The sequence below is a fragment of the Azospirillum largimobile genome (genome assembly GCF_977007025.2).
Genome location: NZ_CDRMUA020000003.1, coordinates 212,167 through 225,863 on the forward strand (window position 1 = coordinate 212,167; position 13,697 = coordinate 225,863).

10 protein-coding genes are annotated in these 13,697 nt (G+C 68.5%); 4 read left to right on the top strand and 6 right to left on the bottom strand.

The genetic code is table 11. The features are described from left to right. Positions 1–4 precede the first annotated feature (4 nt). The 4 genes from ACWPKK_RS18640 to ACWPKK_RS18655 all read left to right on the top strand — a co-directional run bounded on the left by ACWPKK_RS18640 (position 5) and on the right by ACWPKK_RS18655 (position 4,077). Entirely contained in the window at positions 5–757 is a 753-nt protein-coding gene (locus ACWPKK_RS18640) for an SDR family NAD(P)-dependent oxidoreductase (protein ID WP_452007103.1), read from the top strand. Positions 758–818: 61 nt separating this feature from the next. After that, positions 819–2,180 (top strand): MFS transporter, encoded by a 1,362-nt coding sequence (locus tag ACWPKK_RS18645; protein ID WP_452007105.1) that lies wholly within the window; start codon positions 819–821, stop codon positions 2,178–2,180. A gap of 15 nt (positions 2,181–2,195) precedes the next feature. After that, complete coding sequence (rhmD, locus tag ACWPKK_RS18650; protein ID WP_452007107.1) at positions 2,196–3,386, top strand: L-rhamnonate dehydratase; 1,191 nt, start codon at positions 2,196–2,198, stop codon at positions 3,384–3,386. A gap of 208 nt (positions 3,387–3,594) precedes the next feature. Continuing rightward, positions 3,595–4,077, top strand: coding sequence for a DUF1579 domain-containing protein (locus tag ACWPKK_RS18655; protein ID WP_452007109.1), 483 nt, complete (start codon positions 3,595–3,597; stop codon positions 4,075–4,077). A gap of 117 nt (positions 4,078–4,194) precedes the next feature. On the opposite strand, the gene ACWPKK_RS18660 is transcribed toward ACWPKK_RS18655, so the two are convergent. The 6 genes from ACWPKK_RS18660 to glxR form a co-directional block, all read right to left on the bottom strand. Continuing rightward, positions 4,195–5,304 carry an HD-GYP domain-containing protein gene (locus ACWPKK_RS18660; protein ID WP_452007111.1) on the bottom strand — a complete coding sequence of 370 codons (1,110 nt, stop codon included), beginning with the start codon at positions 5,302–5,304 and terminating at the stop codon, positions 4,195–4,197. A gap of 47 nt (positions 5,305–5,351) precedes the next feature. Next, positions 5,352–8,942: a response regulator gene (locus ACWPKK_RS18665; protein WP_452007113.1), complete on the bottom strand. Its 3,591-nt coding sequence runs from the start codon at positions 8,940–8,942 to the stop codon at positions 5,352–5,354. Positions 8,943–9,130: 188 nt separating this feature from the next. Beyond that, the gene (garD, locus tag ACWPKK_RS18670) at positions 9,131–10,660 is read right to left on the bottom strand and encodes a galactarate dehydratase (RefSeq protein WP_452007115.1); all 1,530 of its coding nucleotides are present in this window, start codon (positions 10,658–10,660) and stop codon (positions 9,131–9,133) included. 14 nt (positions 10,661–10,674) lie between these two features. Beyond that, positions 10,675–11,448, bottom strand: coding sequence for an HpcH/HpaI aldolase family protein (locus ACWPKK_RS18675; RefSeq protein WP_452007117.1), 774 nt, complete (start codon positions 11,446–11,448; stop codon positions 10,675–10,677). 17 nt (positions 11,449–11,465) lie between these two features. Next, on the bottom strand, positions 11,466–12,734 hold the full coding sequence (locus ACWPKK_RS18680) for a glycerate kinase type-2 family protein (protein ID WP_452007119.1): 1,269 nt from the start codon (positions 12,732–12,734) through the stop codon (positions 11,466–11,468). Positions 12,735–12,749: 15 nt separating this feature from the next. Beyond that, positions 12,750–13,640: a 2-hydroxy-3-oxopropionate reductase gene (glxR, locus tag ACWPKK_RS18685; RefSeq protein WP_452007121.1), complete on the bottom strand. Its 891-nt coding sequence runs from the start codon at positions 13,638–13,640 to the stop codon at positions 12,750–12,752. Positions 13,641–13,697: the final 57 nt, after the last annotated feature.

Below are 13,697 nucleotides of genomic sequence, written 5' to 3' on the forward strand. Positions count from 1 at the left end.
CATCATGAACCGCCTCGACCTCGACGGGCGCGTCGCCATCGTCACCGGCGGAGCGCGCGGCATCGGCTATGCCGCCGCGGACCGCATGCTGCGCTCCGGCGCCGCCGTCTCGCTGTGGGACGTCGATGCCGCCGCCCTTGAGGATGCCGCCCGCCGTCTGGCAGACCTCGGCAGCGTCGCCACCGCCGTGGTGGAACTGACCGACGCCGACAGCGTGGCGGCCGCCACCGCCGCGACGCTGGAGCGGTTCGGCAGGATAGACATCCTCGTCAACAACGCCGGCATCACCGGCGGCAACGCGCCGACCTGGGAGCTGTCGCCGGAGGTCTGGCGCCGGGTGATCGACGTCAATCTGGTCGGTCCCTTCCTGACCTGCCGCGCGGTGGTCCCGCACATGATCGGCCGGGGCTATGGCCGGATTGTCAACGTGGCCTCCATCGCCGGGAAGGAGGGCAACCCGACCGCCTCCCACTACAGCGCGTCGAAGGCCGGGCTGATCGCGCTCACCAAGTCGCTGGGCAAGGAACTGGCGACCAAGGGCGTGCTGGTCAACTGCCTGACCCCGGCCGCCGCGAAGACCGACATCTTCGCCCAGATGAAGCAGGAACACATCGACTACATGCTGTCGAAGATCCCGATGAACCGCTTCGTCGAGGTCGGCGAGGTGGCGGCGATGATCGCTTGGCTGGCGACGGAGGACTGCTCCTTCACCACCGGTGGGGTCTTCGACATCTCCGGCGGACGCGCAGTCTACTGACTCCATTCTTCGCCGGGCAACCAATCAAACAAGAACAGCCCGCCCACCTGAGGAAACGCTCATGGCCCAAACCGCTTCTTCCGCAGCGGCGCCACCGGCGCTGCTCGACCGCACCGTCGCCAAGGTTCAGGCCCGGCTGCTGCCCTTCCTGCTGCTGATGTATGTGCTGGCCTTCCTCGACCGCGCCAACATCGGCTTCGCCAAGAAGGCTTTCCAGGCGGACACCGGCATCGGCGACGCCGCCTTCGCGCTCGGCGCCGGCATCTTCTTCATCGGCTATGCCCTGTTCGAGGTGCCGAGCAACCTGATCATGCACCGGGTCGGCGCGCGGGCCTGGATGTGCCGGATCATGGTGACCTGGGGCATCCTGTCGGCGGCCATGGCGTTCGCCCATGACGAGACGACCTTCTACGTCCTGCGCTTCCTGCTGGGCGTCGCGGAGGCCGGCTTCTTCCCCGGCGTCATCCTGTACCTGACCTACTGGTTCCCGGCGAATGCGCGGGCACGGGTCATGGGCATGTTCTATTTCGGCGCCCCCATCGCTTTCATCCTAGGCAGCCCGGCGTCCGGCCTGCTGCTCGACCTGCACGGCGCCGGCGGCCTGCTCGGCTGGCAGTGGATGTTCCTGGTGGAGGGGCTGGCGGCCTCGGCGGTCGGCGTTTGGGCCTACTGGTATCTCGACAATCGCCCCGGCGATGCCCGCTGGCTGTCGGCGGAGGAGAAGACGGTCATCACCGGCGCCGTCGCCGCGGAGGAGGCGCACAAGAACGCCCACGGCCCGCGCGGCGTCCTGGCGGCCCTGTCCAACCCGCGGCTGCTCTATCTCTGCGCCATCTATTTCCTGATCCAGATGAGCGTCTACGGCGTGGTCTTCTACCTGCCGACCCAGGTGGCCGGCCTGCTGGGCAAGAATATCGGCTTCGAGGTCGGTCTGGTCACCGCCATCCCCTGGATCTGCGCGCTGGCCGCCGCCTATCTGATCCCGCGCCATTCCGACCGCACCGGAGAGCGCCGGGTGACCGCCGCCCTCACGCTGGCCGCAGCCGGCGCAGGCATTGCGGTTTCCGCCGGTGTCGCCTCTCCTCTGGTCGCCCTGATGGCGCTCTGCGTCGCCGCCGCCGGCTTCATCGCGGTGCAGCCGCTGTTCTGGACCTTCCCCACCGGCTTCCTCGGCGGCGTCGCCGCGGCCGGCGGCATAGCCATGGTCAACTCCCTCGGCGCGCTCGGCGGCTTCGTCGCTCCCAACGTGAAGACCTGGGCGGAAAGCGCCTTCGCCTCGCCCGCAGCCGGACTCTACCTGCTGGCCGGCACCACCCTGCTGGGCGCGCTGCTGATCCTCGGCCTGAAGGGCCTGGGGCTGGTCGAAGCGTCGGCAGGCGGCAAGCGGCCGTCCAGTGCCGTCCTCCCGCAACACCAATCCTGATCGGAAATCCGTTCCATGAGCGCATCCACCCACACGCCCACCATCCGTCAGGTCCGCGCCTTCACCGTGCGCGGCGGCGGCGCCGACTACCACGACCAGAGCGGCGGGCATTGGATCGACGACCACATCGCCACGCCGATGAGCAAATATCCCGAATACCGGCAGAGCCGCCAGACATTCGGCCTGAACGTGCTGGGCACGCTGGTGGTGGAGATCGAGGCGTCGGACGGCACCGTCGGCTTCGCCGTCACCACCGGCGGTGAGATCGGCGCCTGGATCGTCGAAAAGCATCTCGCCCGTTTCGTCGAGGGCCAGCGGGCGACCGACATCGAGAAGATGTGGGACCAGATGTTCAACGGTACCCTGTTCTACGGCCGCAAGGGCATCGTCCTGAACGCCATTTCCGGTGTCGATCTGGCCTTGTGGGATTTGCTGGGCAAGCTGCGCGGCGAGCCGGTCCATCACCTGCTGGGCGGTCCGGTGCGCGAGGAGTTGCAGTTCTACGCCACCGGCGCCCGCCCCGATCTGGCCAAGCAGATGGGCTTCATCGGCGGCAAGCTGCCGCTGCACCATGGCCCGGCCGAAGGCGAGGAGGGGCTTCGCAAGAACATCGCGCTTCTGGCCGACATGCGCGAACGCGTCGGCGACGATTTCTGGCTGATGTATGATTGCTGGATGAGCCTGGACGTCAACTACGCCACCCGGCTGGCGCAGGCGGCCCACGGCCTGGGCCTGAAATGGATCGAGGAGGCGCTGCCGCCCGACGATTACTGGGGCTATGCCGAGTTGCGCCGCAACGTGCCCAAGGGCATGATGGTGACGACCGGCGAACATGAATCCACCCGCTGGGGCTTCCGCATGCTGCTGGAGATGGGCTGTTGCGACATCGTCCAGCCCGATGTCGGCTGGTGCGGCGGCATCACCGAACTGATCAAGATCTCGGCGTTGGCCGACGCGCACAACACGCTGGTCGTGCCGCACGGGTCGAGTGTCTACAGCTATCACTTCGTCGTGACACGCCATAACAGCCCGTTCGCCGAGTTCCTGATGATGGCGCCGAAGGCCGACACCGTCGTGCCGATGTTCAACCCGCTGCTTCTCGACGAGCCGGTTCCAGCCAACGGCCGGCTGAAGGTTCCGGACCGGCCCGGCTTCGGTGTGCGCCTGAACCCGGACTGCGCGCTCTCCCGCCCGCACACTCATTGATTCCCTTCGCGTCCTATTACCCTGGCGGTGGGGGAGGGGGGCCGACGAACTCCTCCCTCAGCCAGTCGCAGACCACAACATTGCCTCGGCTGACACCCGCTCCTCACGCGACATCGCAGTTCTGAAATGCGCCAGTTGAAGTATGCCATTGACACTTGAGGGAACATAAAGCGAACATGCTATCCGTTTCCGGCCGGGAGGATTGCAGATGAGTGACCGTGACTTGATGGCGCGTGCCTTTGATTTCGAAATCGGGTCCTGGCACGTCTCGCATCGCCGTCTGCGGGAGCGTCTGGCCGGTTGCCAGGAGTGGGACAGCTTTACCGGGACGGCGGACATGCGGCCGGTGCTCGGGGGGAACGGGAACATCGAAGATAACTTCCTGAACCTTCCGCAGGGCGCTTACAGAGCGATTGCGATCAGGTCCTATGATCCGCAGCGCGGGCTCTGGGCCATCTGGTGGCTTTCCGCTGCCGACCCGCATTCAATCGAGACGCCCGTGGTGGGCCGGTTCGAGGATAATGTCGGGACCTTCTACGCGGATGAATGCTTCAAGGGCCGGCCGGTCAAAACCCGTTTTCTCTGGCTGGACACCCACACCGCCACTCCGCGGTGGGAACAGGCGATGTCGGCCGACGGCGGCGAAAGCTGGGAAACGAACTGGACCATGGATTTCAAAAGGGCCGATTGAGGACGGATCTCCCGAATACCGAACCGCGCCGGATCGCTTCGGTCTTGTGGAGGCCGTTGATCGCTTGGCCAAGGCGCTGTCGGCCTCCGGCAAGCCCGGTGCGGTCCAGTGGGGTTCTCACGACATGGTTTGGTCGGCGTAGCGCTCGGCGATTTCCTGGAAACGTCCGGCAAGCCGCCGGAACGCGTCGACGACATCCGGATCGAAGTGGCGGCCCCGCCCGTCCAGGATGATCGCCATGGCCTGCTCATGGCTCATCGGTTCCTTGTAGACGCGCCTGGAAATCAGGGCATCGTAGACGTCGGCCAGCGCCATCAGCCGGGCCGACACGGGAATCTCCTCCCCCTTCAGGCCGCGCGGGTAGCCGGAGCCGTCCCACTTCTCGTGATGCGCATCGGCGATCTCGCGGGCGAAGCGCAGGAAGGATGGAGTGTCGCCTTCCAGCCGGTCCTCCGCCCGTGCCAGGGAATCGCTGCCGAGCGTGGCGTGGGTCTTCATGATGTCCCACTCCTCCGGCGTCAGCTTGCCCGGCTTCAGCAGGATGGCGTCGGGGATGCCGACCTTGCCGATGTCGTGCAGCGGCGCCGATTTGTAGAGCAGGTCGATGACGCCGTCGGTCAGGAAGTCGGCGAAGCGCGGGTGGTGGCGCAGTTCTTCTGCCAGAGCGCGGACGTAATGCTGGGTCCGCAGGATATGGCTGCCGGTCTCGTTGTCCCGCGTCTCCGCCAGAGAGGCCAATGCCATGATCGTCACGTCCTGGATCGCCCGCACATGGGCGGTACGGCGCTCCACTTCGGCTTCCAGGAACAGATTTTTGTCGCGGATGTAGTCGGCCGCCTCCTTGAGGCGGATGTGATTGCGCACGCGGGCCAGCAGAATGGGCGCGCTGATCGGCTTGGTGATGTAGTCCACCGCACCCAGCTCCAGCCCGGCCTGTTCGTCCGCCTGCTCCGACAAAGCGGTCAGGAAGACCACCGGAATGTCCCGGGTGGCGGCATCGGCCTTCAGCCGGCGGCACACGGCGTAGCCGTCCATGTCCGGCATCATGATGTCGAGCAGGATCAGGTCGGGAGCCGGAGCGGTTTGCGCGATCCGCAACGCCTTCTCGCCGCCGCTCGCCACCTTGACGCGGTAGCTCTCCTTCAGCAGGCCGGCCATCAACATCAGATTGTCCGGTGTATCGTCCACAACGAGCACGAGGGGGCGGCGGACTTCGGCGTCGGTCATCGCAAACTGTCTTTCGGTCGGCAGGTCGGCTGTGGACATGGCAGGGATCAGGTGGAGGCGGCGATGGCGGCCAGGCGGCCGCGCGTGACGGCCAGCCCCTGGTCGAAATCGAAACGCCCGACGGCCGTCGCCAAAGTCCGGTAGGCTTCGGATCCCAGTGCAGCGCGCAGAGCCTCTTCCTCCCGCTGGACCAGGTCGTGGGCATCGGCATCGTCGTCGGCCAGCAGGGCGTCGAGCCGGCGCAGCAGGTCCTCCTGCGCCGCACTCAGCGGCGGGAGGGGGGCGAAAGCCGCTGGCGTGCCGGACGGTGCGTCGAGAGTGGCGGCGCAAGACGGCGCGACACCCGGCGATCCGGCGGGAGGTGCCGCCCGTTGCGGGATCGCGCGGTCGATGGCGCCCAGCGTCCGGCGCAGCGCCTGCGCGTAGACGGCGACGAGCCCGTCCGTTGCGGCCCCGGTCTCGCCAGCGCGCACGGCAGCCTCCAAGGCCGACGCCGCATCGGCGAGCGCGCCGGCCCCGATCTGCGCCGACAGGCCCTTTGCGGTGTGAACGATGATCTCCGCAAGGGCGAGGTTGCCATCGGCAAGCGCATCGGCGATCAGCGCGTCCGATCCTTCCTGTTCGGCCCGGAAGCGGTCGAGCAGGGAGCGATAGAGCTGCGGCCGGTTCAGCACCCGGTGCAGGCCGGCCGCCGCGTCGATCTCCGGCCCGACGGCGTCGAAGGGTGACGGCACGCTGGCCGCCGCACGGCGGACGCCGGGCGCGGCAGTATCCTGGGAGCATCCCGCCGACCCATCCGAAGCCTCAGTCGTACGTCCGGCCCAGAGGGCGACCATCGCGTACAACTCATCCGGATCGATCGGCTTGGAGAGGTGATCGTTCATGCCGGCGTCCAGGCAAGCCCGGCGGTCGCCTGCCATGGCGTTGGCCGTCATCGCGACCACCGGCAGCGTCGTCAGTTCGGGCCGCTCGCGGAGGAGGCGGACGGCGGTCAACCCGTCCATCACCGGCATCTGCATGTCCATCAGGACGAGGTCGTAGCGCTGTGCCGCCAGCCGTTCCAGAGCGATGGCGCCGTTGTCGGCGATGTCGGGCAGGGCGCCGACGCTGGTCAGCAGCTCGCGGGCGACATCCTGGTTCAGCGGATTGTCCTCCGCGACCAGGATGCGCAGCCCGGCCAACTGCGCGCCGATCGCGGCATCGGGCGCGTCGGGCGGAACCAACTCGGCGCCGACGATGCCGAGCGCGCGGGATGCGGCGTCGAGCAGGATGCTGGGATTCACCGGCTTGACCAGGATTTCGTCGACGCCGGCACGTGCGGCGCGGTGCATGATCTCCGCCCCGCCATAGGCCGTGACCAGCACGAAGGCCGGGTCGGCGGCGGAAACCGGGTCCTTGGCATGCAGGGCGCGGATCGCGCGCACCGCGTCGATGCCGTCCATGCCCGGCATGCGCCAGTCGACGAAGACGATGTCGAAGGGCTTGCCGGCGGCGAGCGCCGCGCGGGTCGCCGCGACGGCCTCGTTGCCGCCCGCAGCCCCCTGCACCTCGAAGGTCATCGAGCGCAGCATGTCGCAGATCACTGTGCGGGTGCTGTCGTTGTCCTCGACCACCAGGGCGCGGCGGCCGCGCAGCCCGACCGGCGTGGCGGCCTTCCGGTCCGCGGCGCTGGCGGCGACGCCCAAGGCGGCGGTGAACCAGAAGGTGCTGCCCTCGCCGGGGCGGCTCTCCACCCCGACGCTGCCGCCCATCATCTCGGCCAGCCGCTTGCTGATGACAAGGCCAAGACCGGTGCCGCCGAAGCGCCGGGTGGTCGAGGCGTCGGCCTGCTGGAAGGGCTGGAACAGGCGGCCCCGCGCTTCCTCCGACAGACCGATGCCGGTGTCGCTGACAGCGAAATGCAGGCGCACGTGCCCTTCCGCCGGTTCGCCCGCGCCGTCGTCTCGCCGCACCGTCACCTTGATCTCGCCCGACTGGGTGAACTTGACGGCGTTGCTGACGTAGTTCAGCAGGATCTGGCCGAGCCGCAGCGGGTCGCCGACAAGGCGCAGCGGCACGTCGGCGCCGATGTCGACGACCAGTTCGAGCCCCTTCGCCGCCACCTTCTCCACCACCATGTCGGCGACGTCCTGGAGCACCCGCTCCAGGTCCAGCTCGATCGCCTCGATGGTGAGCTGGCCGGCCTCGACCTTCGAGAAGTCGAGGATGTCGTTGATGATCGACAGCAGCGAACGGCCGGCATTGAGAATCTTGGCCGCCTGGTCATGCTGGGACCGTTCCATGCCGGCCCGCATGAGAATATGCGCCATGCCGATGATGGCGTTCAGCGGCGTGCGCACCTCGTGGCTGACATTGGCGATGAAGGCCGACTTGGCACGATTGGCGGCGTCGGCGCCGCGCACGGCCTCCTCCAGCTCCCGTTGCACGCGTTTGCGTTCGGTGACGTCGCGGACGATGCCGGTGAACAGCATCTCGTCGCCCAGCCGGACCTGGCTGATCGACAACTCCAGCGGGAAGAGCTCTCCGGTCTTGCGGCGGCCGACGGTCTCGCGCCCGATCCCGATGATCTTGGCCTCGCCCGTGTCGAGGAAATGACGCAGATACCCGTCATGCGCGGAATGGTGCGGCTCGGGCATCAGGAGGGAGACGTTGTTGCCGACGGTTTCCTCGGCGCCGTAGCCGAAGATGCGGGCGGCGGCCGGGCTCCACCGCAGGATGGTGCCGCGCTCGTTGATGGTGATGATGCCGTCGACCACCGTATCGAAGATCGCCTGCAACCGTGCCTCGCCGGCCTTGGCGTCCCGCTCCAGCGCGGCGCGGCGGGCGATCTCCTCGCGCAGAGCCTGGGCGGTCTCGACCTGGCGCCCGGCGACGGCGGCGGCTATGGTGGCGGTGGCGAGCGACACCGCGAAGACGACGACCAGAAGCGCGAGCGTCGTCGGCGGCAGCGTGGCGACGAGCGCCTCCGGCTGCTCGGCGGGGAAGAAGACCGCGGCATGCATTGCGGTGTAGTGCATGCCGGTGATGGCGCCGCCCATCACCACCGCCGCCGCCACCATCGCCAGAAGCCGTCCGCCGGCCGCCTTGGCCCGGCGGGTCAGGCCGCGGATGCTCAGCGACACAAAGGCCAACACCACGGCGACCACGACCGACAGCACCACCAGCCGCGCGTCATAGCGCAGGACAGCGTCGATATCCATGGCGGCCATGCCGGTGTAGTGCATGGCGCCGATGCCGGCACCCATGAGGACGGCGCTGAGCGCCAGCCGCTTCCGCCCGATCTCGTCGGTCCGTCCGATCACTCGCAGGGCGACGGCGCTGGCCATCATTCCGGGCAGGAGCGACAGCAGGGTCAGGCCCGTGCTGTAGTTGACGCCGCAGGGCAGCGCGAACGCCAGCATGCCGATGAAATGCATGGCCCAGATTCCGCCGCCCATGCTGGCCGAACCGGCGGCCAGCCACACCGCCCGGGCCAGCGGCGCGGCGGTGGACAGCCGCTGGGCGATCATCAGGGCAGCCAGGGAGGCGAAAGCCGCGACCAGGAAGGACAGCCCAACCAACCAGGGGGTGTAGGACCCGACCAACACGGCATCCAGGGGGCCGGGCGCGGCGGGACGGAACAGGGAGTCGAGCCACATGATCATACTGCGTACCGTGTCTTTCCATGCGATGCCCGGTCATGGCATGGAAGCGCCCCACGTCCCGCATGCGCCTGGAATAGGCCATACGTGCAGTGTCAATCCAACCCTTTTGATTGCAACGATCTGAAACAATTTTTTGCGTCCGGCAACCAACGCCGGGGCACTGCGCAGGGGAGCCGGTCCGATCAGGTGACCGGCGCCGGGTTGAACAGCGTCATCGCGTTGCGGATGCCCCAATGGTCGGCCCAGGTCTTCTTCCGGCCGCTGGCGACATCCAGGATCATGCGGAAGATTTCCCAGCCGATGTCCTCGATGGTGGCCTGACCGGTGGCGATGCGTCCGGCATCCACGTCGATCAGGTCGTGCCAGCGCTCGGCCAGTGCGGTCCGGGTGGAGACCTTGATGACCGGCACCATGGCGAGGCCGTAGGGCGTGCCGCGCCCGGTGGTGAACACCTCCATGTTGCAGCCCGACGCCAGCTGCAGCGTGCCGCAGATGAAGTCGCTGGCGGGGGTGGCGGCGTATATCAGCCCCTTGCGGTCGGCCCGCTCGCCGGGCGACAGCACCCCGACGATCGGGCTGCTGCCCGACTTGGCGATGGAGCCGAGAGCCTTTTCCACCACATTCGCCAGCCCGCCCTTCTTGTTGCCCGGCGACGGGTTGGCGCTGCGGTCGGTCTGGCCGGCGGAGAGGTAACGGTCGTACCAGTCCATTTCGCGGATCAGGGCCCGGCCGACCTCCTCGTCGACCGCGCGCGGCGTCAGCAGGTGGATGGCGTCACGCACTTCCGTCACTTCGGAGAACATCACGGTCGCGCCGGCCCGTACCAGCAGATCCGAGGCATAGCCGACCGCCGGATTGGCGGTGACCCCGGAAAACGCGTCGCTGCCGCCGCACTGCATGCCGACCACGAGGTCGGCGGCCGGGCAGGTCACGCGCCGGCGCCCGTTCAGTTCCCGAAGGCGCTTCTCCGCCATCTCCATGATCGAGGCGACCATGGCGCCGAAGCCGACATGGCGTTCGTCCTGCAGCGTCATGATGCTGGTGTCGCCGGCCGCGCCGGCCGGCAGCAGGCGTTCCGGCTGCAGCTTCTCGCAGCCCAGCCCGACCACCATCACCTGACCGCCCAGGTTGGGGTTGCGGGCGAGGTTCTGCAGGGTGCGGATCGGAACCACCGCTTCGGGGGCGTTGATCGCCACGCCGCAGCCATAGGCGTGTTCGATGGCGACGACGTCGTCGACATTCGGGTAGCGGGGCAGCAGCTCCTTCTTGATGCGCTCGATGGCGAAGTCCATCACCCCGGCCACACATTGCACGCTCATGCTGATGCCCAGCACGTTCTTGGTGCCGACCGAGCCGTCCGGGTTGCGGAAGCCTTCGAACGTGTGGCCCTCCAGCGGGGGCTGCGCCGGCGGTACGGCGGTGGCGAGCGGCAGGCTGGCCAGCGCCGGAGCGGACGGCAGCCTCACCAGCGACTCCTCGATCCAGCTTCCCCGGGCAATGTCGCGCGCGGCATGGCCGATCACCTCGCCGTAGCGGAGGATCGCCTCGCCCTCCGCCAGATCGGCGAGCGCCACCTTGTGGCCCTGGGGAACGAACTCGCGCAATCTCAGGCCGCAGGGGAACGTCGTTCCTTCCGGCAGGCCCAGGTTGTTGACGATGATGGCGACATTGTCGTTGCCATGCACCTTGATGTAGAGCGGAGTGTCGGACATCGGACGGGGTCCTCTCAGGCGTTCGTCTTGAACTTGGCGGCGAGCTGTTCGGATGTGCGGGCGAGGATGCCGAGGTCGGAGCCGACGGCGACGAAGCTGCAGCCCAGCTCGATGTAGCGCTTGGCGAGCGCCTCGTCGGCCGACAGGATGCCGGCCGGCTTGCCGCAGGCGCGGATGCGGGCGATGGCGTCCTCGATCGCCGCCTGCACCTCCGGGTGCTTGGGATTGCCGACATGGCCCAGCGCCGCCGCAAGGTCGCCGGGGCCGATGAACACGCCCGTGACGCCCTCGACCGCCGCGATCTCCTCGATGTTGTCCAGGCCACGGCGGCTTTCCACCTGAACCAGGACCGCAAGCTCCGCCTCGCACAGCTGCGGATAATCCTTGATCCGGCCGAAGCCGCTCGCCCGCGGCGCCGCCGAATAGCCGCGCACCCCATGCGGCGGATAGCGGGTGTAGGCCACCGCGTTCGCCGCCTCCTCCGCGCTCTCCACATAGGGGATGAGGAAGGACTGCACGCCGATGTCCAGGTAGCGCTTCAGCGTCACCATGTCGTTCCACGGCACCCGCACCACCGGATGCGCCCGCCCGCCGGCCGCCGCCGCCTGCAGCTGGCTGTAGACCATCGGCAGCTCGTTGGGCGAATGCTCGGTGTCCAGCACCAGCCAGTCGAAGCCGGAGCCGGCGATGATCTCCACCGTCACATGGCTCGACAGGATCGACCACAGGCCGATCTGCAGGCGGCCCGCTTCCAGCGCGCGCTTGAAGGAATTCTCGGGAATGGTCATGGCTGTCACCTCGTCGCTCAGCACGCGTCGATCAGGATCGCGCGGAAATCGTTGACATTGGTCAGGGTCGGGCCGGTCACCACGCCGTCGCCCAGCGCCTCGAAGAAGCCGTGGCCGTCGTTGTCGGCCAGGCTGTCGCGCGGCTTGAGGCCGAGGCTCCAGGCCCGCGCCAGCGTGTCGGGGCCAATGATGGCGCCGGCGATCTCCTCCTGCCCGTCCACCCCGTCGGTGTCGCCGGCGATGGCGTGGATGGCCGCATGGCCGTCCAGCGCGATGGCGAGCGACAGCAGGAACTCCACATTGCGGCCGCCGCGGCCCCCACCGCGCACCGTCACCGTGGTCTCGCCGCCCGACAGCAGGATGCAGGGCGCGGTGAAGGGCTGGGCGCGGTCGGCCACCTGCAGGGCGAGGCCGCCCAGCACCTTGCCGACGTCGCGCGCCTCGCCTTCGATGCGGTCGCTCAGGATGTGCACCGGGTAGCCGGCCTTGCGGGCCACCGCCGCCGCCGCCTCCAGCGCCATCTGCGGCGTGGCGATCAGGCGGGCTTCGCAGCCCGCCAGCCGCGGGTCGTCCGGCTTGACGCTTTCGCCGCGCCCGCTTTCCAGCAGCTCCAGCACCGCGGGCGGCACTGTGATGCCGTAGCGGCGGAGGATGGCGAGGGCGTCGGCGCAGCTGGTGGGGTCGCCGACGGTGGGGCCCGACGCGATGTCCATCGGATTGTCGCCGGGCACGTCGGACAGCAGCAGGGTCAGCACCCGGGCCGGGGCGCAGGCGGCGGCGAGCCGGCCGCCCTTCACCGCCGACAGGTGGCGGCGCACGCAGTTCATCTCCGAGATGGTGGCGCCGGAGGCGAGCAGGGCGCGGTTGACCGCCTGCTTGTCCGCCAGCGTCACGCCGCCCTGCGGCAGCGCCAAGAGCGCCGAGCCGCCGCCGGAGATCAGGCACAACACCAGATCGTCGGCGCCGAGGCCGGAGACCAGGGCGCGGATACGCTCGGCAGCGGCCAGCCCAGCGGCGTCGGGCACCGGGTGGGCGGCCTCGATGATTTCGATGCGCTCACACGGCACCGCATAGCCGTAGCGGGTGACCACCAGCCCGGAGAGGTCTCCCGGCCAATGGTCCTCGACCGCCCGCGCCATCGCCGCCGAGGCCTTGCCGGCGCCGATCACCACCAGCCGGCCTTTGGGCGGGTCCGGCAGGTTGGCCGGGACGCACAGCGCCGGCTGGGCGGCGGCGATGGCGGCCTCGAACATCTGGCGCAGCAGGTCGCGCGGAACGGTCGACATGGACGGAGCCTCCTTTTAGACCTTCTGGCCGATCTCGAAGTTGGCGAGCATCTCCAGGGCGCGGACCATGCCGGAATGGTCCCAGGCCTTGCCGCCGTTGGCGGCGCAGGCGTTGAACAGCTCCTGGGCGGTGGCGGTGTTGGGCAGGCTGACGCCGAGCGAGCGGGCGGTGGCGAGCGCCAGGTTGAGGTCCTTCTGGTGCAGCTCGATGCGGAAGCCCGGATCGAAGGTCCGCTTGACCATGCGCTCGCCATGGACCTCGAGGATGCGGGAGTTGGCGAAGCCGCCCATCAGGGCCTGACGGACCTTGGCGGGATCGGCGCCGGCCTTGGCGGCGAGCAGCAGGGCCTCGCCGACCGCCTCGATGGTGAGGGCGACGATGATCTGGTTGGCGACCTTGGTGGTCTGGCCGTCGCCGTTGCCGCCGACCAGGGTGATGTTCTTGCCCATCAGCTCGAACAGCGGCTTGACGGTGTCGAAGGCGGTCTGCGGCCCGCCGACCATGATGGTGAGGGAGGCGGCCTTGGCGCCGACCTCACCGCCCGACACCGGGGCATCGAGATAGTCGCAGCCCAGCTCGTTGACGCGGCGGGCGAAGTCCTTGGTGGCGACGGGGGAGATCGAGGACATGTCGACGACGATCTTGCCGGCGCCGAGGCCCTCGGCGACGCCGCCGGCACTGAACAGGACCTTTTCGACGTCGGGAGTGTCAGGGACCATGATGAAGACGATCTCGGCCTGTTCCGCCACCTCCTTGCCCGAGCCGCAGGTCACGGCGCCGCCGGCGGTCAGGCTGCCGGGCACCGGGCCGACGGTGTGGACGAACAGCGCGTGACCCGCCGCCTGAAGGTGGCCCGCCATTGGCGCGCCCATGATCCCCAAGCCGATAAAGCCGATCTTGCTCATGATGTCTCCAATCCTATGTATTTGCGATTGACCATGTTTTTCAGCTGGCGGCGCCGG

Excerpts from the sequence above, each read along its gene's own strand:
- ACWPKK_RS18640 (WP_452007103.1), top strand. The coding sequence starts at position 5 with ATGAACCGCCTCGACCTCGACGGGCGCGTCGCCATCGTCACCGGCGGA.
- ACWPKK_RS18645 (WP_452007105.1), top strand. The coding sequence starts at position 819 with ATGGCCCAAACCGCTTCTTCCGCAGCGGCGCCACCGGCGCTGCTCGAC.
- rhmD (WP_452007107.1), top strand. The coding sequence starts at position 2,196 with ATGAGCGCATCCACCCACACGCCCACCATCCGTCAGGTCCGCGCCTTC.
- ACWPKK_RS18655 (WP_452007109.1), top strand. The coding sequence starts at position 3,595 with ATGAGTGACCGTGACTTGATGGCGCGTGCCTTTGATTTCGAAATCGGG.
- ACWPKK_RS18660 (WP_452007111.1), bottom strand. The coding sequence starts at position 5,304 with ATGACCGACGCCGAAGTCCGCCGCCCCCTCGTGCTCGTTGTGGACGAT.
- ACWPKK_RS18665 (WP_452007113.1), bottom strand. The coding sequence starts at position 8,942 with ATGTGGCTCGACTCCCTGTTCCGTCCCGCCGCGCCCGGCCCCCTGGAT.
- garD (WP_452007115.1), bottom strand. The coding sequence starts at position 10,660 with ATGTCCGACACTCCGCTCTACATCAAGGTGCATGGCAACGACAATGTC.
- ACWPKK_RS18675 (WP_452007117.1), bottom strand. The coding sequence starts at position 11,448 with ATGACCATTCCCGAGAATTCCTTCAAGCGCGCGCTGGAAGCGGGCCGC.
- ACWPKK_RS18680 (WP_452007119.1), bottom strand. The coding sequence starts at position 12,734 with ATGTCGACCGTTCCGCGCGACCTGCTGCGCCAGATGTTCGAGGCCGCC.
- glxR (WP_452007121.1), bottom strand. The coding sequence starts at position 13,640 with ATGAGCAAGATCGGCTTTATCGGCTTGGGGATCATGGGCGCGCCAATG.